We start from the raw sequence: 16101 nt of genomic DNA on the forward strand, positions 1-16101 counted from the left end.
GCTAGTTGCCCTCGCGGGTTTCATCAATCTGCCGCGACAGGATTGCTGAAAACTCATCCGCAAATCCGTCCAGCCGGGTGGCATAGCGGTTAAGCGACGTTGAAAACGCGTTGTAGGCAATCACCGCAGGGATAGCCGCCAGCAGGCCAAGGCCGGTGGCAAACAGCGCTTCGGCAATGCCCGGAGCCACAACGGCCAGGTTGGTATCGCGCGTTACGGCAATGGCCTGAAACGCATTCATGATGCCCCACACCGTGCCGAACAGACCAATAAACGGGGCGGTTGCACCCACCGTTGCCAGAAACAAAAGCCCGCGCTCAAGTCGTGCTGTTTCACGCGCGATGGAGACTGTCATCACCCGGTCGATGCGCTCCTGCAAACCAAATATCGCCCGTGTGCCGATTTCCGCCGACCGCCGCCACTCGCGCATGGCCGCCACAAACAGCGTGGACATGGGGTGGTCGGGCCGGTGGCCCATGTTCTGATAAATGTCTTCCAGTGACTGGCCCGACCAGAACACCTGCTCGAACTTTTCAGCCTTCTTGTTGACCGAGCGGAACCGGCCCCACTTTTCAAATATGATCGCCCACGTCCAAACGGACGCAAGAATAAGGCCGATCATCACGGCCTTCACAACGATATCGGCGCGCAGGAACAGACTGAACAACGAAAAATCCGTGTTGGCTGCATGTGCTGCCGCGTTGGTGATGAGATCAGGCTCCATCGTCGAAATGTCCTAAGTCCTAAAGAGCATGGCAGCCCGGCGGGAAGCTGCGGCAATCGCCAAACACCAGATAGACACGCTTGATGACAGGCTTGCTGCCAGCGCGACTGTTATCGGTGTTTTTGTGTCGAAACTATGGGCGGGAGACCGCGAGAAATGATGTGCCGGAACCGGGGTTGCGTCAGGGGTGTTACGAAGCACCAACATAAGGGGCAAGCGCCTCGCGCACAAATGCCGGTATCCGCCGGGCGCGGCCCTTCTCGTCCAGCACTGCCACTTCCACGTCGGCGGCAAAAAGCTGCGTTTCACCCCGCCAAACAGACTGGGATGCCACAATGCGCGCGCCTTTGACCTGGCTAAACACCGTGCGGACCTCCAAAGCATCATCCAGCCGCGCGGGCGCCATGAACCTGATCGTCATCTGACGCACCGCAAAGGCGGTCGAATCGTCCGCGTCCATCATGCGGCGATGATCCAGCCCCGCACAGCGCAAAACGTCCGTGCGCCCGCGCTCAATGAAGCGCAGATAGTTGGCGTGATACACAATGCCCGACGCATCCGTATCTTCGTAATAGACCCGCAGCGGCATCACATGCGTGCCGTCAGCGTGGAGCGTGCCCGCAGGTCCAAGCGCGTCACTCATCTTCAAAAAGCCGTGTCTGCACGCCTTCAAACGATGCAGGGATCGTCAATCCCAGGTGCTCAAACGACGCCCCCGTCAGCAGCCGCCCGCGCGGCGTGCGTTGCACAAACCCCTGCTGGATCAAATACGGCTCGATCATTTCCTCAATCGCATCGCGCGCTTCAGACAGCGCAGCGGCAATGGTCTCCACCCCCACAGGCCCGCCCCCAAACTTGAGCGCGATCGTGCGCAGATAACGATGATCCAGACTGTCCAGCCCGCGCCCGTCCACCTCCAGCCGGTCCAGCGCCCGGTCAGCCACTCCGGCATCAATTTCCGCCGCCCCGGCCACAGATGCAAAATCGCGCACGCGGCGCAAAAGCCGCCCCGCCACGCGCGGCGTGCCGCGCGACCGCCGGGCGATCTCGCCCGCGCCATCTGCCGTAAGCGGCGCACCCAGAATGACAGCCGCGCGCTGCACAATCTGTTCAAGCTCTGCGTCGGAATAAAACTCAAGCCGTACCGGAATGCCAAACCGGTCGCGCAGTGGCGTGGTCAGCAGGCCGGATCGCGTAGTGGCCCCAACCAGTGTGAACGGTGCCAGATCAATTTTCACCGAACGTGCCGCAGGCCCTTCTCCGATGATGAGATCAAGCTCAAAGTCTTCCATCGCCGGATAGAGTATTTCCTCAACCGCAGGCGACAGCCGGTGGATTTCATCGATGAACAGCACATCGCGCGGCTCAAGGTTTGTCAGCAGCGCCGCCAGATCACCCGCCTTCGCAATCACCGGTCCCGACGTGGACCTGAAATTGACACCCAACTCGCGTGATACGATCTGCGCCATGGTGGTCTTGCCAAGCCCCGGCGGACCCGACAACAGCACGTGATCCATCGCTTCATTGCGCGACCGCGCCGCCTGAATGAAGACGCTCAGATTCTCCTTGGCGCGCACCTGCCCAACAAACGCATCCAGCGCAGTTGGCCGGATGCCCTGATCCGCTTCATCTTCTGCGCTGAAATCTGCATGAACCACGCGATCAGACATTGAACGTTCCAGACTTTACTCCCCTCCCCCTCGCGGGGAGGGGTTGGGGGTGGGGGGTGTGACGTCGCGCCAAAGAAAGCATCAGCGCTGTCACCCCACCCCCGCCGCTGCCGCGCCGGACCCTCCCCCTCAAGGGGAGGGTGACTGTGCTTTGGTTTTTCACCCGGCCAGTTCCTTTAGTCCTACGCGAATAAGTTGTTCGGCGGTTTGCTCATCATCCGACTTCGCCGCCGCCCGCGATACCGCCTGCGCCGCCTGTGCCTGAGCATAGCCCAGATTGACCAGCGCCGAGATGGCGTCTGCTTCAGCTCTGTGTGGTGCCGCACCGGACTGAGCAGTGCCAGCGCCTGCATCCGTATCCTTACCAGCCACAGCAAGCGACGCAGGCACCTTGTCTTTCAGCTCCGCGACAATGCGCTCACCCACCTTGGGGCCGACACCCTGGGCCGTCGCAATCGCCTTGGCATCCTTGAACGCAATCGCGCGGGCAAGCGCTGCTGCATCCAGCACCGACAGGATGGCCAGCGCCGCCTTGGCGCCAACCCTCTGTACACTGAGCAATAGCCTGAACCATTCGCGCTCAGCCTCGGTTGCAAAACCAAACAACCGCAACTGGTCTTCGCGCACATAGGTTTCAATAAAAAGCACGGCGGCATCGCCCGGCCCGCCAATCTGCCGCAACGTATTGGCAGAGCATGATGCGTGGTAGCAGACGCCGCCCACATCAATCAGCGCCCAGTCGAGGCCGGTTTCATCCACAACGCCTTTGAGCTTGCCGATCATGCGCCGCCCTCCAGCGCTGCTTCAATGCGTGCCGCACCGGCAGAACCATGCGCATGGGTGATCGCCACTGCCAGCGCATCCACCGAATGCTCCGAATGCGGATCACATGTCGGCAGCAGCATTGTCACCATGGCCAGCATCTGCCGCTTGTCCGCGTGCCCCGCGCCAACAACTGATTTCTTGATATGATTGGGGGCATACTCTGCCACACTTAGTCCGGCCTGCGCCGCCGCCAGAATGGCAACACCGCGCGCCTGACCCAGTTTCAGTGTCGCCTGCCCGTCGCGGCTGACAAAAACACTTTCAATGGCCGCTTCGTGCGGTGCGTGGTCAGCGATGATTGTAACGAGCCCCGTGTGAATAGCGGCCAGACGGTCCGACAGGGCATGAGACGCCTTCGACGTGACCGTGCCGTTGGCCACATGCACCAGCCGCGAGCCTGTGACATCCACAATGCCCCAGCCGGTTGCTGTAAGCCCCGGATCGAGCCCCAGCAGTCTGCGGGTGTGGGTAGCTGTTGAAAGTGTCATGCGCCCTGCCCTCAGGTCCGGCACATGAACGCGCCTAGGCCGTCAGGCTTTCCAGAACCGAATCGGATAGCTCGAAGTTTGCATAGGTTTGCTGGACATCATCATTGTCGTCCAGCGCATCCAGCAATTTGAGCAGCGTCGAGGCGGCGTCGCCGTCCACTTCAATCAGGTTCTGCGGCTTCCAGATAAGCGCGGATTTGCGCGGTTCGCCCAGCTTTTCTTCCAGTGCCGTCGCCACTTCATTGAGGCTGTCGGCAGCGGTGATTATTTCGTGGCCATCTTCGCCAGACGTGACATCGTCAGCCCCCGCCTCAATAGCCGCTTCAAACATCGCCTCGGCGTCGGCCGCATCAGCCGGATATTCGATACGCCCCACCTGATCGAACATGAACGACACCGAGCCTGTTTCGCCCAGATTGCCGCCGTTTTTTGAAAACGCCGAGCGGATTTCACTGGCCGAGCGGTTGCGGTTGTCGGTCAGCGCCTCAACGATGATGCCGATACCGCCGGGACCAAACCCCTCATAGCGGACATTTTCGTAGTTATCGTCGTCGCCCGCCTGGCTCTTCTTGATGGCGCGGTCGATATTGTCCTTGGGCATGTTTTCCGCCCGCGCCGCCTGAATGGCGCCGCGCAGGCGCGGGTTCATGGCAGGGTCCGGCAGGCCGAGCTTTGCGGCCACGGTTATTTCACGCGCCAGTTTGGCAAATACCTTCGAGCGTTTGGCGTCCTGTGCACCCTTGCGGTGCATGATATTCTTGAATTGTGAGTGGCCGGCCATAAGCTCAAGCGCTCCGGATTATCGACTGCGACGAGGTGATTTCGGGCTTTATAGAGAATTGTGCCCGGTGATGGCTAGCCGATCATGCTTTGCTTCAGCCGCCCGCCCAGCCGTACCGGCTCGACGCGGCTTGCCAGCCCGCTCGCGTCATCCGTTTCCACGAACACGCCACAGACCGTCGCCTCCCCCTCGGCAGGCGCAAACCGCCCGCTGGAGATCTTGCGGGTAAACCGGTTGAGCGGCTCTTCCTTCTGCATACCAATCACGCTGTCATAGTCGCCGCACATGCCAGCATCCGTCTGGTAGGCGGTGCCGCCAGGCAGCACCTGCGCGTCTGCTGTTGGAATGTGGCTGTGGGTGCCCACAACGAGCGACGCCCGCCCGTCGCAAAAATGCCCCATGGCCATTTTTTCAGACGTGGCCTCGGCGTGAATATCCACGATCACCGCATCCGCCACATCGCCCATGGGCGCTGCGGTCAGTTCTCGTTCCACGGCAGCGAACGGGTCATCCAGCGGATCCATGAACACTCGCCCCATCACATTCACCAGCAGCACACGTCGCCCGCCACGCGCTTCAAACAGCCCGGCACCGCGCCCCGGTGTCCCAGCGGGAAAGTTGGCAGGCCGCAGCAAACGGTGCTCGCGTTCAATGAACACCAGCGCCTCACGCTGATCCCAAGAATGATTGCCGCCGGAAATAACATCCGCGCCTGCATCCAGCAGTTCAGTGGTGATCTTCTCGGTGATGCCAAAGCCGCCTGCGGCGTTCTCGCCGTTGACCACCACGAAATCCAGATCAAGGTCAGCCCGCAGATCAGGCAGCGCCGCCACAACAGCGTCACGCCCAGACCGGCCCACGACATCACCTAAAAACAACAACCGCATGTTTTGCTCACTTAACCCTGGTCGCGGCGCGGACCACGCGCCGCTCCGTCACAATCCAGTTCATTGGCGCGTCATGTGGTTCCCGGTCAAGGGCGTCACCAAGCTGGGCGTCATAGCCAATGCCGACAACGGTCACATTTGCGCCAATGCGTAACGCCTCAATGGTGCGGTCATAAAACCCGCCACCATAGCCAAGCCGCCCGCCGGTGCGGTCAAACAACAACCCCGGCACCAGCACCAGCGTGGGTGTCACCAAAGCAGCGCTTAGCGAAGGTTCGGGAATGCCAAAGGCACCCGGCACCAGCGGCGCGCCAGGCTCCCACCGGCGAAAGGCCAACGGCTGACCACCACCCGTAACCTGCGGCAAAGCCAGCGTGTGCCCCCGCAGCGCCAGCGCCAGCATGGCGGGCAACGGGTCTGCCTCACTGCGGATCGGCCAATAGCCTGCCACCGTTTCGTGATTGCGCACCGGCACGCCTGCCAGCAGCCGCTGCGCGATCATCGCGCCAGCCGCATCGCCCAGCCGCAGTGCCGCTTTGCGCCGCGTCTGCGCAGCCTGCGCGCGCACCTTTGATTTGGATGCCCCGAAAGGCGTGGGCGTTGTCATGTGAAAGAGACCGGATGAAGCGGAGCCGCCTTGGCCGCTGGAGCAGAAATCCCCGGGAACCTACAGATGTAGGTGGGCGCCGTGATGTTAGGGCCCTCGAGCCCAGACAGGGACAGCTCCCTAGGAGACCGTAAGGCCCCGAGCAGTGTGGCTCCTGGCGCACCAGGCAGCCCCTTCATATGTCGTAGTAGTCAAGCACAGATGGTGATGAACCTAGGGTGCCTCAAGCCGCCCGGCAATATCTTCAAGGCGGCGGGCGGCCGCTTCCAGCACTTCAGCCACCTGATTTTCAGCGTCCTGACTCTTGGACGCCACGCCCGCCCGCGCATCCTTGAGCGAAGCAACCTCATCTTTCAGGGTTTTGACCTCGCCCAACGCCTCGGACAGTTCATCGGCAACCAGAAGCCCCGCCATCAGCATCAGCCGCTGGTCGCCCACCTGCCCCACACCCTGCGCAAGGTTGGTCACATGCTTGTCCAGATAAGCGGCCAGCCCTTCCAGATGCTCTTCCTCGCCATCATCACAGGCGAGTGTGTATGTGCGTCCGTTTATCTTGACGGTGACCTGTGCCATCGGCGTTCCTTCACTCGGCCTTTCTATGGCTCCAGCACGGCACGTATGCCGGCAATGGCCTCATCCAGCCGTTGCGATACGTCGCCCGCCGTTTCATCAAGCTGGCGCGCATGGGCTTTCACCTTGTCCAGCTCATTGGCCAGCCGCGACCTGTCATCGCGCAGCGCGCTCAACTCCCGTTCAGCCGTTGAGGCATTCTGCGATTTGATGCCGCGCCGGTTAATACCCGCCTCAAGCTGGTCGAGCGCGGCTGAAAACCGCTCCATTGCTGACTCAAGCTTGCTCATATGGTGTGATTACTTTCATTCGGATTGGCGACCGGACTGCCGCGGCGAATATGCAACAGGTTCGTGACATAAAGTAGGCATCGCACCAAGCACCGGTCAACGCCCGCAAAATTGCCTACACCCGCGTGCCACGGGCGTGTTGACGTTGCAAGGGCACGTCGTCATTCTCCCGCCCGAAATCGACAGGCCGGGATTTTTTAGTTGTGGAGGTTTTTCTCACACCGCGACCCCGAATCGGCCCAAATGAATATCCGGCGGCGCGAGCCAGCCATAACAACCGTGAGCGGCGCACGACCGCGTTTCAGCTACTTAACCAAGAGGCAGCCGCGACACCCGCTGACAGGGCGGACGCGGCACTAAAGGCAACCAACCCATGACACCAGCAAACAGCGCCGCCGCATCAACTGACGCGGACACCGCAGCAGCATACCCCGCCGCAGGCACAGAGCACGCCATGATGGCCAACGCCATCCGCGCGCTGGCCATGGATGCCGTGCAGGCCGCCAATTCCGGCCACCCCGGAATGCCCATGGGCATGGCGGACGTTGCCACCGTGCTGTTCACGAAGTTCATGAAGTTCTGCCCGCAGGACCCCACCTGGGCTGACCGCGACCGGTTCGTGCTCTCCGCCGGTCATGGCTCGATGCTGCAATATGCCCTGCTGCACCTTCTGGGCTACGAAGACATGACCATCGACCAGATCAGGAACTTCCGTCAGATCGGCTCTCTGACGCCGGGCCACCCGGAAGTGGACCATACACCGGGCGTTGAAATGACCACCGGCCCGCTGGGGCAGGGCATTTCATCCTCCGTCGGCATGGCGCTGGCTGAACGTATGCTCAATGCCCGCTACGGCGATGATCTTGTGGATCATTACACCTACGTGATCGCGTCCGACGGCGACCTGATGGAAGGGATCAGCCACGAAGCGATTTCGCTGGCGGGTCACCTGAAGTTGTCCCGCCTCATTGTGCTGTTCGACGACAACGGCATCACCATTGATGGCTCGCTCGATCTGTCAGAATCCGGCGACCAGATTGCCCGCTTTGAAGCGGCGGGCTGGGACGCAACCCGCATTGACGGTCACGACCCCGCCGCGATTGCCTCAGCCATCGCCCATGCCAAAACCACCAACAAACCCTCCATGATTGCCTGCCGGACCAAAATCGGCTTTGGCGCTCCCACCAAGGAAGGCACCGCCGGATCGCACGGCGCACCGCTGGGCGACGACGAAATTGCCGGCACCCGCAAGGCACTTGGCTGGACCAGTGCACCGTTCGAGATTCCTGCCAGCGTGCTGGACGGCTGGCGCGTGGCAGGCCTGCGGGCCGCCAAGGATAGGGCCGCATGGCAAAAGCGCCTTGAAGACACACCCGAAGCCACCCGCGCCGAGTTTGAACGCACCCAGATGGGCTCACCGCCCAATGCGCTGCACGCTGAGATCAACAAACTCAAACGCCAGTTCAGCGACGAGAAAAAAGAAGTCGCCACCCGCAAGGCATCTGAAAACGTATTGAACACACTTGCAGACGTCGTGCCTGAGCTTGTCGGCGGCTCAGCTGACCTGACCGGCTCGAACAACACCCGCGCCAAATCACAAAAACCTGTGACGGCGGATGATTTTGCCGGCAGCTATATCCATTACGGCATCCGCGAACACGGCATGGCCGCTGCCATGAACGGCATGGCGCTGCACAAGGGCCTTATTCCCTATGGCGGCACGTTTTTGGTGTTCTCTGATTATTGCCGTCCGTCCATTCGCCTCGCCGCGTTGATGCAGCGCCGTGCAATTTACGTGTTCAGCCATGATTCGATTGGTCTGGGCGAAGACGGACCCACCCACCAGCCGGTGGAGCATCTGGCCGCCCTGCGCGCCATGCCCAACGTCAATGTCTTCCGCCCGGCGGATGCCATCGAAACCGCCGAAGCGTGGGAACTGGCCCTCAAGGCCACCGACCGCCCCAGCATCATTGCGCTCACCCGTCAGAACCTTGTAACCGCCCGCACCAAACACACCGACGAAAACCTGTCGGCCAGGGGCGGCTACGAACTTGTGCCCGCCGACGGCGAGGCAAAGGCCACGTTGATTGCCACCGGCTCTGAAATCGGCATTGCCATTGCCGCCCGCAAGACATTGCAGGCAGAGGGTATTCCCACACGCGTTGTGTCCATGCCCTGCCAGGAACTGTTCGATGAGCAGCCGGAGGGCTATCGCGACGACGTTCTGCGCCGCAAGACCGTGCGCATTGCCATCGAAGCAGGCGTCGAGATGGGCTGGACCAAATATGTTGGTATCAAAGGCGGCTTTGTCGGCATGACCGGCTTTGGTGCCAGCGGCCCCTACAAGACGCTGTATGAGCAGTTCGGCATTACGTCTGATGCTGTGGCACAGGCAGTTCGCGAGCGGCTCTAGGTGCACTTGCTGCGTATTTGAGCCTTAAAAAGTCACCCCGCACACAAATGCAGGGCGGATTCCCTGTTTGGCCGCCTTCCATCCCCAATCAGGTTTCGCTATACCCACGCCAAACGCGGGCCGCACATGCTTTTTCAGCGCGGCGCTTTGGGCGACAGACGCATTTCAAAAGGGTGATGAGACATGGCTGTGAAAGTGGCAATCAACGGGTTTGGACGCATTGGCCGTCTGGCATTGCGCGGCATCATCGAATCCGGCCGCAAGGACATTCAGGTTGTGGCCATCAACGATCTGGGCTCGGCCGAAGCCAATGCGCACCTGCTGCAATATGACACCGTGCATGGCCGGTTCCCTGCCAAGGTCTCCAACACCAAAGACTCGATCACCGTTGACGGCCACAAGATCAAAGTCACCGCCGAGCGCAACCCGGCAGACCTGCCGTGGGGCGAACTGGGCGTTGACATCGCCCTTGAATGCACCGGCATCTTTGCCTCGAAGGAAAAAGCCTCCGCCCATCTCAGGGCCGGTGCCAAACGCGTGCTGGTGTCAGCTCCCGCGTCAGGCGCAGACCTTACGGTGGTTTACGGCGTCAACAATGAGGCGCTGAAAAAGTCGCATACGGTTGTGTCCAACGCCTCGTGCACCACCAACTGCCTGGCCCCCGTCGCCAAGGTGCTGGACGACACATTCGGCATTGAGCGCGGCTACATGACCACGGTTCACGCCTACACCGGCGACCAGCCGACCCTGGACACACTGCACTCAGACCTGCACCGCGCCCGCGCGGCCGCAGCCAATATCATTCCCACATCAACAGGCGCGGCAAAAGCCGTTGGCCTTGTGCTGCCAAAGCTCGCCGGCAAGCTGGATGGCACGGCAGTGCGCGTGCCCACACCCAATGTCTCGATGATTGATCTTGTGTTCACCGCCAAAAAGGCGCTGTCCGTTGAGGCCATCAACGACGCCATGAAGGCGGCTGCACGTACCAAGCCGCTCAAGGGCATTCTCGCGGTCAACGACCGCCCGCTGGTGTCGATGGATTTCAACCATACCCCGGCATCCTCCACCTTTGACCTGACCCAGACCCAGGTCATCGAGGGCAAGATGGCGCGCGTGCTGTCCTGGTATGACAACGAATGGGGCTTTGCCAACCGCATGGCTGACACAGCCGTCGCCATGTCAAAGCTGCGCTAATCGCCTCACAGGACAAATCACAGGAGCGCCTGATGAGTAAAAAATCGTTCAAGACCCTGGACGACCTTTTTGCGGGCGCTGATGTGTCGGGCAAACGCGTACTGATGCGCGCTGACCTGAACGTTCCGCTGAACGATGGCGTGGTAGGCGATGCAACCCGCATTGAGCGCATCGTCCCCACCATCCGCGAGCTGACCGGCAAGGGGGCCATTGTTGTCCTGCTGTCGCACTTTGGTCGCCCCAAAGGCGAGCGCAATCCCGCGTTTTCACTCAAGCCCGTTGCCAAAGCCGTGGCTGATGAAACCGGCCTTGATGTTGCGTTTGCCGACGACTGCATCGGTGACGCTGCATCATCCGTGATTGCCTCGGCAAAACCCGGCAGCATCGTGCTGCTGGAAAACACCCGCTTCCACAAGGGCGAAACCAAAAACGATGCCGCCTTCGCGGATGCGCTGGCAGCTTTGGGCGACATCTACGTCAACGATGCTTTCTCATCCGCACATCGTGCCCATGCCTCGACGGAAGCTCTTGCCCACCGCCTGCCCGCCTATGCAGGCCGCGCCATGGAAGCCGAACTCACAGCCCTTGAAGGGGCGCTTGCAAAGCCCGAAAAGCCGGTGGTGGCCATCGTCGGCGGTGCCAAGATTTCCACCAAGCTGGACCTGCTGGGTAATCTTGTTGAGCGCGTGGATTATCTCGTCATCGGCGGCGGCATGGCCAACACGTTTTTGGCGGCACAAGGCATCGACGTCAAAGCCTCCCTGTGCGAGCACGACCTTGGCGACACCGCGCGCGACATTCTGGCCAAAGCCAAAGCCGCAGGCTGCGAAGTGCTTCTGCCGCGCGACGTTGTGGTGGCGCGGGAGTTCAAGGCCATGGCCCCATGCAAAACCGTGCCTGCCAATGCGGTGCCCGACGGCCACATGATTCTCGACGTCGGCTCCGACACCATCGCTGATCTGGCCGCGCGCTTTGAAGCCGCCAAAACGGTTGTCTGGAATGGCCCGCTGGGCGCGTTTGAAATTGCGCCGTTCGATAACGGCACCAACGCCGCCGCCCGCCACGTGGCGATGCTGACGAAAATGGGCCAGCTCAATTCCGTCGCAGGCGGGGGCGATACGGTTGCCGCTCTCAACAACGCAGGCGCTGCCGACGATTTTTCCTATGTGTCCACCGCAGGCGGTGCTTTCCTTGAATGGCTTGAAGGAAAAACCCTGCCCGGCGTTGCGGCACTCGGCACAACGGCAAAAGCCGCCTGAACCATACTCGACCGATTTTTTCGTATTGGGGATATCAAATGACCGAAACACTTCACGACATTGCCCAGCGCATGGTCGCACGCGGCAAAGGCATTCTGGCCGCCGACGAAAGCTCCGGCACCATCAAGAAGCGCTTTGACGCGATCAATACGGAATCAACCCAAACCACGCGCCGCGATTACCGCGAAATGCTGTTTCGCACCGACGAAGCCATGCGCGAGTACATTTCCGGTGTCATTCTGTTTGACGAAACCATTCGCCAGACCGCCCAGGACGGCACCCCGCTGGTGGACATCATCAAGGCCGCGGGCTCGATCCCCGGCATCAAGGTGGACGCAGGCGCAAAGCCGCTGGCCCTCAATTCAAGTGAAAAAGTGACGGAAGGTCTCGACGGCCTGCGTGAGCGCTTTGCCGAATATCACGACCTGGGTGCCCGTTTTTCCAAGTGGCGCGCTGTCATTGAAATTGGCGAGGGCGGCAACCGTTCCATGCCGTCGCACAACTGCATTCACGCCAACGCCCATGCGCTGGCCCGCTATGCAGCGCTGGCGCAGGAGCAGGGCATTGTGCCCATTGTTGAACCCGAAGTGCTGATGGACGGCGATCACGACATCGACACCTGCTACAACGTCACCAAATGGGCGCTCAAGGAGCTGTTTCAGCAGCTTTACTTTGCAGGCGTTGACCTCGAAGGCACCGTGCTGAAGCCCAATATGGCGATTGCCGGCAAGAAATGCACAAAGCAGGCCAGCGTCGCAGAGGTCGCGGAAAAGACCGTGAAGCTGCTCAAGGAGTGCGTGCCATCGGCGGTGCCCGGCATCGTGTTCCTGTCCGGCGGCCAGTCCGACACAGACGCCACCGCGCACCTCAATGCCATGAACGCAGCCTACGACCTGCCCTGGAATCTGTCGTTCTCCTATGGCCGTGCATTGCAGGCTGCGCCGCAAAAGGCATGGGGCGGCGACAACAACAACTGGTCTGCCGGTCAGGCGGCGTTCCTGCACCGCGCCCGCATGAACTCGCTGGCGGCCACCGGCAACTGGACCGATCAGGTGGAGCAAGAGGCTGCCTAAAGCACCGCACCGCATGCCCTGCCGGGTCTATCTCATCACGCCGCCGCGTCTCGACGACGTGGCGGCGTTTTCGCGCGTGTTCGAGCAAGCCCTCAAAGGCGGCGATGTGGCGTGCGTGCAGCTTCGCCTCAAGGATGTGGACGATCAGACCATCATCGAGGCCGCCAACGCCCTCATCCCCATCGCCCACCACTACAACGTGGCGGTATTGATCAATGACCGACCCGATATTGCCCTCAAGGTCGGGGCCGACGGCGTGCATATAGGCCAGCAGGATATGTCGTATGACGACGCCCGCACGCTGCTGGGGCCGGACGCGATCATCGGCGTCACCTGCCATGACAGCCGCCACCTTGCCATGCAGGCCGGTGAACAGGGCGCGGACTATGTGGCGTTTGGCGCGTTTTTTGACACCACGACAAAACAAGCCAGCACCCGCGCCCGGCCTGAAATCCTGTCATGGTGGCAGCGGTTGTTTGAAGTGCCCTGCGTTGCCATTGGCGGCATCACGCCGCAAAACGCGGCCCCGCTGGTGGCGGCGGGCGCGGATTTTCTTGCGGTCTCGTCCGGCGTATGGTCGCATCCCGACAAGGCCGGGGGGCCGGGAGGCGCTGTTGCAGCACTCAACGACGTGATTGCTGCAACGCCGCTCAACCTATTGGAAACCGATGCCTAGTTTTCGTACCCGTCCACGTCTTGCCAGCCTTACACTTGCTGCAAGCCTCGCATTCGCCGCCGTGCCTGCATCATTTGCGCAGGGCACAGACCCGTCTGTCAAAACCGTATCACCCGAAGTGGCGCAGGCGGTGGAGGCGATCAAACAAAACAACGTGTCCCGCGCCGCAGCCTTTTTGCGTCCTGCCGCCGAAGCAGGCGACCCCGCCGCGCAGGCCCTTCTTGGTCAGATATACCTTGAAGGCGGTGACGGCATTGGCGTGGATCTGCCACAGGCCGGGCGCTGGTTGCGCGCAGCAGCCTCCAATGGTGACCCGTCAGGCGCCTACGCGCTGGCCGCCGTCACCGCAGACGGCACCCTCACCCCGCCGGGCATGGACCCGACAGATAGCGATGCCCGCACAGCAGAAGCCACCCGGCTTTATCTGGTAGCCGCCACGGCAGGCTCCGTCCCGGCACAAATCGAAACCGGCCTGCGCTACACACAAGGCATCGGCACGGTGCCCAACCGCGTTGAAGCCGCACGCTGGTTCCGCGAAGCTGCACAGGCAGGCAACCCCATCGCCCAGTTCAATCTGGGTGCGCTCCACGCAGCTGGCTTGCTGTCAGGCGGCACGCCGGACTACGCCGCCGCCAGACCCTGGTTCGAGCAGGCAGCAGCGCAGGGCCACCCCGACGCGCAATACAATCTGGGCCTTGCCGCAGCACAGGGCCTGGACCAGCCGGTGGACAACGAAAGTGCCGCGCGCTGGTTTGCGGCCGCCGCGCAAGCAGGCATTGCCGACGCACAGGCCGGTCTGGCCTACCTTACCTATCAGGGCCTTGGCGTGCCGCAGGATGCAGCCAAGGCTGCAGATCTCTACGCAAGAGCCGCCGAGCAGGGCCATCTGATCGCGCAAAACCGCCTCGCCCGCCTCTATGTGATGGGCCGTGGCGTGGACGCAGACCTGGCGGAAGCCTGGAAATGGCATTCGCTGGCTACCCGCGCAGGCTTTGAAGACGCCGAACTTGATGCCCGCTTCGACAAGTTCCTTGAGGCCGACCAACGCAGCCTCGGCGACGCCCGCGCAGCCACATGGCTTGAGCAACGCGCCAGCCAATAATTATCCATAGCCCGGTTGCCCTTGCGTCTGGCCCTTGCGTATAGGGCACGGCTGGTGCATGTCAGGCTCCGCACACACACAAACCCTGCGAAAGCGCACACCTATGAAGATCAACGGAAACGAAATCCGCCCCGGCAATGTCATTGAGCACAAGGGCGGCCTGTGGGCTGCGGTAAAAGTGCAAAGCGTGAAGCCGGGCAAGGGTGGGGCCTATGCGCAGGTGGAACTCAAAAACCTGATCGACAACACCAAGCTCAACGAGCGCTTTCGTTCGTCAGAGTCCGTCGAGAAAGTGCGCGTGGACACCAAGGATTTTCAGTTTCTGTTTGAATCGGGCGACATGCTGACCTTCATGGACACCGAAACCTACGAGCAGATTGAGCTGGCCCGTGAGTTCGTCGGCGACCGCGCCGCGTTCCTTCAGGAGGGCATGGCCGTGACGCTGGAGCTGTGGGAAGAAAAGCCCATCGGCATCAACCTGCCCGAACAGGTGATACTCGAAATCACCGACACCGAGCCTACCATCAAGGGCCAGACGGCAGCCTCATCCTACAAGCCCGCCGTGCTTGAAAACGGCGTCCGCACCATGGTGCCACCCTTCGTGACGGTTGGTGAGCGCATTGTGGTGGACACCACCGAGATCACCTACATCAAGCGCGCTGACTAGGCTGGTCCGACACAATGGCTCTCAAGTCCCCGGTTATCAATGTGATGGTTGGCGCTGCCCGCAAGGCGGCCCGAAAACTTGCCCGCGACTTCGGCGAGGTTGAAAACCTTCAGGTATCGCGCAAGGGCCCCGGTGACTTTGTAACCGCCGCCGACCTGCGAGCAGAAAAAATCATCCACGAGGAACTGGCTGCCGCCCGCCCTGGCTACGGTTTTGTCATGGAAGAATCCGGCACCGTCGAAGGCCCCGACAAAAGCCACCGCTGGATCATTGACCCCCTCGACGGCACCACCAACTTCCTGCACGGGATGCCGCATTTCGCCATTTCCATCGCCCTTGAGCGCGACGGACAACTGGTCAACGGCGTTATTTATAATCCGGTGACGGATGATCTGTTTGTCGCCGAAAAGGGCCAGGGTGCCTATCTCAACGACCGTCGTTTGCGCGTTGCGGCGCGCTCAAAGCTGAGCGATGCCGTGTTTGCGACCGGCATTCCGTTTCTGGGCATCGGACCGCATGAAACCTTTGCAAAAGAACTCAGCCACATCATGCCGCAAGTCGCTGGCATCCGCCGTTTTGGCGCCGCCTCGCTGGATCTCGCCTGGGTCGCCGCAGGGCGTTTCGATGGCTATTGGGAACACGGGCTTCAGCCCTGGGATGTAGCAGCAGGCATTGTAATGGTGCGCGAAGCAGGTGGCTTTGTGACCGACATGTCCGGCGGCGACCGCCTGCTCGAAGGCAAAGGCGTCATTGCTGCCAACGCGGATTTGCTGCCACAATTGCAGGACATGCTGAAAAAAGCTGCCCGCGCTGACTAGCGCCAAGGCTTTACGTACAGCGCACAAGCGGCTAACCCCTTTTGTAGTCTTTTTTCC

At 61.3% G+C, this 16101-nt stretch carries 18 protein-coding genes and 1 other RNA gene; 8 read left to right on the forward strand and 11 right to left on the reverse strand.

Translation table 11 applies throughout. The annotated features are described in order from the left end of the window. Position 1: 1 nt before the first annotated feature. The 11 genes from tolQ to RIB87_RS14860 form a co-directional block, all read right to left on the reverse strand. Positions 2 to 724 (reverse strand): protein TolQ, encoded by a 723-nt coding sequence (gene tolQ, locus RIB87_RS14810; RefSeq protein WP_350148057.1) that lies wholly within the window; start codon positions 722 to 724, stop codon positions 2 to 4. A 190-nt stretch (positions 725 to 914) separates the two neighbouring features. Continuing rightward, positions 915 to 1367: a tol-pal system-associated acyl-CoA thioesterase gene (gene ybgC, locus RIB87_RS14815; RefSeq protein WP_350148059.1), complete on the reverse strand. Its 453-nt coding sequence runs from the start codon at positions 1365 to 1367 to the stop codon at positions 915 to 917. Further along, on the reverse strand, positions 1360 to 2394 hold the full coding sequence (ruvB, locus tag RIB87_RS14820) for a Holliday junction branch migration DNA helicase RuvB (protein WP_350148062.1): 1035 nt from the start codon (positions 2392 to 2394) through the stop codon (positions 1360 to 1362). The genes ybgC and ruvB overlap by 8 nt, the downstream gene beginning before the upstream one ends. 159 nt (positions 2395 to 2553) lie before the next feature. Further along, positions 2554 to 3177, reverse strand: a complete 624-nt coding sequence (ruvA, locus tag RIB87_RS14825) for a Holliday junction branch migration protein RuvA (RefSeq protein ID WP_350148064.1) — start codon at positions 3175 to 3177, stop codon at positions 2554 to 2556. Next, complete coding sequence (gene ruvC / locus RIB87_RS14830; RefSeq protein WP_350148066.1) at positions 3174 to 3707, reverse strand: crossover junction endodeoxyribonuclease RuvC; 534 nt, start codon at positions 3705 to 3707, stop codon at positions 3174 to 3176. The genes ruvA and ruvC overlap by 4 nt, the downstream gene beginning before the upstream one ends. 34 nt (positions 3708 to 3741) lie before the next feature. Beyond that, entirely contained in the window at positions 3742 to 4488 is a 747-nt protein-coding gene (locus tag RIB87_RS14835; protein WP_350148068.1) for a YebC/PmpR family DNA-binding transcriptional regulator, read from the reverse strand. Between the two features lie 74 nt (positions 4489 to 4562). Further along, positions 4563 to 5375: a TIGR00282 family metallophosphoesterase gene (locus RIB87_RS14840; RefSeq protein ID WP_350148070.1), complete on the reverse strand. Its 813-nt coding sequence runs from the start codon at positions 5373 to 5375 to the stop codon at positions 4563 to 4565. Positions 5376 to 5382: 7 nt separating this feature from the next. Then, a complete protein-coding gene (locus tag RIB87_RS14845) occupies positions 5383 to 5982 on the reverse strand; it encodes a 5-formyltetrahydrofolate cyclo-ligase (protein WP_350148072.1) in 600 nt (199 codons plus the stop codon). A gap of 18 nt (positions 5983 to 6000) precedes the next feature. Continuing rightward, a non-coding RNA gene (gene ssrS / locus RIB87_RS14850) (6S RNA) lies at positions 6001 to 6158 on the reverse strand. A 37-nt stretch (positions 6159 to 6195) separates the two neighbouring features. Continuing rightward, on the reverse strand, positions 6196 to 6555 hold the full coding sequence (locus RIB87_RS14855; RefSeq protein WP_350148074.1) for a cell division protein ZapA: 360 nt from the start codon (positions 6553 to 6555) through the stop codon (positions 6196 to 6198). Between the two features lie 23 nt (positions 6556 to 6578). Then, the gene (locus RIB87_RS14860) at positions 6579 to 6842 is read right to left on the reverse strand and encodes a DUF4164 family protein (protein ID WP_350148076.1); all 264 of its coding nucleotides are present in this window, start codon (positions 6840 to 6842) and stop codon (positions 6579 to 6581) included. A 373-nt stretch (positions 6843 to 7215) separates the two neighbouring features. Between RIB87_RS14860 and tkt the strand changes: the two genes are divergently transcribed. The 8 genes from tkt (at position 7216) to RIB87_RS14900 (ending at position 16044) form a co-directional block, all read left to right on the forward strand. After that, positions 7216 to 9255, forward strand: a complete 2040-nt coding sequence (gene tkt / locus RIB87_RS14865) for a transketolase (protein ID WP_502943265.1) — start codon at positions 7216 to 7218, stop codon at positions 9253 to 9255. Positions 9256 to 9438: 183 nt separating this feature from the next. Then, positions 9439 to 10449, forward strand: coding sequence for a type I glyceraldehyde-3-phosphate dehydrogenase (gene gap, locus RIB87_RS14870; protein WP_350148079.1), 1011 nt, complete (start codon positions 9439 to 9441; stop codon positions 10447 to 10449). 32 nt (positions 10450 to 10481) lie between these two features. Continuing rightward, entirely contained in the window at positions 10482 to 11708 is a 1227-nt protein-coding gene (locus RIB87_RS14875; RefSeq protein WP_350148081.1) for a phosphoglycerate kinase, read from the forward strand. A 38-nt stretch (positions 11709 to 11746) separates the two neighbouring features. Then, the gene (locus RIB87_RS14880; RefSeq protein ID WP_350148083.1) at positions 11747 to 12781 is read left to right on the forward strand and encodes a class I fructose-bisphosphate aldolase; all 1035 of its coding nucleotides are present in this window, start codon (positions 11747 to 11749) and stop codon (positions 12779 to 12781) included. Positions 12782 to 12794: 13 nt separating this feature from the next. Further along, a complete protein-coding gene (gene thiE / locus RIB87_RS14885; protein WP_350148085.1) occupies positions 12795 to 13457 on the forward strand; it encodes a thiamine phosphate synthase in 663 nt (220 codons plus the stop codon). Further along, positions 13450 to 14559 carry an SEL1-like repeat protein gene (locus tag RIB87_RS14890; RefSeq protein WP_350148087.1) on the forward strand — a complete coding sequence of 370 codons (1110 nt, stop codon included), beginning with the start codon at positions 13450 to 13452 and terminating at the stop codon, positions 14557 to 14559. The genes thiE and RIB87_RS14890 overlap by 8 nt, the downstream gene beginning before the upstream one ends. A gap of 103 nt (positions 14560 to 14662) precedes the next feature. Then, a complete protein-coding gene (efp, locus tag RIB87_RS14895) occupies positions 14663 to 15226 on the forward strand; it encodes an elongation factor P (RefSeq protein WP_350148234.1) in 564 nt (187 codons plus the stop codon). A gap of 14 nt (positions 15227 to 15240) precedes the next feature. Continuing rightward, positions 15241 to 16044, forward strand: coding sequence for an inositol monophosphatase family protein (locus tag RIB87_RS14900; RefSeq protein WP_350148089.1), 804 nt, complete (start codon positions 15241 to 15243; stop codon positions 16042 to 16044). Positions 16045 to 16101: the final 57 nt, after the last annotated feature.

This window comes from Pyruvatibacter sp. (assembly GCF_040219635.1).
GTDB lineage: Bacteria > Pseudomonadota > Alphaproteobacteria > CGMCC-115125 > CGMCC-115125 > Pyruvatibacter.

Coding starts and splice junctions, on each gene's coding strand:
- ruvC (WP_350148066.1), bottom strand. CDS start 3,707: ATGACACTTTCAACAGCTACCCACACCCGCAGACTGCTGGGGCTCGAT.
- RIB87_RS14860 (WP_350148076.1), bottom strand. CDS start 6,842: ATGAGCAAGCTTGAGTCAGCAATGGAGCGGTTTTCAGCCGCGCTCGAC.
- tkt (WP_502943265.1), top strand. CDS start 7,216: ATGACACCAGCAAACAGCGCCGCCGCATCAACTGACGCGGACACCGCA.
- RIB87_RS14890 (WP_350148087.1), top strand. CDS start 13,450: ATGCCTAGTTTTCGTACCCGTCCACGTCTTGCCAGCCTTACACTTGCT.
- RIB87_RS14880 (WP_350148083.1), top strand. CDS start 11,747: ATGACCGAAACACTTCACGACATTGCCCAGCGCATGGTCGCACGCGGC.
- RIB87_RS14875 (WP_350148081.1), top strand. CDS start 10,482: ATGAGTAAAAAATCGTTCAAGACCCTGGACGACCTTTTTGCGGGCGCT.
- ruvB (WP_350148062.1), bottom strand. CDS start 2,394: ATGTCTGATCGCGTGGTTCATGCAGATTTCAGCGCAGAAGATGAAGCG.
- tolQ (WP_350148057.1), bottom strand. CDS start 724: ATGGAGCCTGATCTCATCACCAACGCGGCAGCACATGCAGCCAACACG.
- RIB87_RS14835 (WP_350148068.1), bottom strand. CDS start 4,488: ATGGCCGGCCACTCACAATTCAAGAATATCATGCACCGCAAGGGTGCA.
- RIB87_RS14840 (WP_350148070.1), bottom strand. CDS start 5,375: ATGCGGTTGTTGTTTTTAGGTGATGTCGTGGGCCGGTCTGGGCGTGAC.
- efp (WP_350148234.1), top strand. CDS start 14,663: ATGAAGATCAACGGAAACGAAATCCGCCCCGGCAATGTCATTGAGCAC.
- RIB87_RS14845 (WP_350148072.1), bottom strand. CDS start 5,982: ATGACAACGCCCACGCCTTTCGGGGCATCCAAATCAAAGGTGCGCGCG.
- thiE (WP_350148085.1), top strand. CDS start 12,795: ATGCCCTGCCGGGTCTATCTCATCACGCCGCCGCGTCTCGACGACGTG.
- RIB87_RS14855 (WP_350148074.1), bottom strand. CDS start 6,555: ATGGCACAGGTCACCGTCAAGATAAACGGACGCACATACACACTCGCC.
- RIB87_RS14900 (WP_350148089.1), top strand. CDS start 15,241: ATGGCTCTCAAGTCCCCGGTTATCAATGTGATGGTTGGCGCTGCCCGC.
- ruvA (WP_350148064.1), bottom strand. CDS start 3,177: ATGATCGGCAAGCTCAAAGGCGTTGTGGATGAAACCGGCCTCGACTGG.
- gap (WP_350148079.1), top strand. CDS start 9,439: ATGGCTGTGAAAGTGGCAATCAACGGGTTTGGACGCATTGGCCGTCTG.
- ybgC (WP_350148059.1), bottom strand. CDS start 1,367: ATGAGTGACGCGCTTGGACCTGCGGGCACGCTCCACGCTGACGGCACG.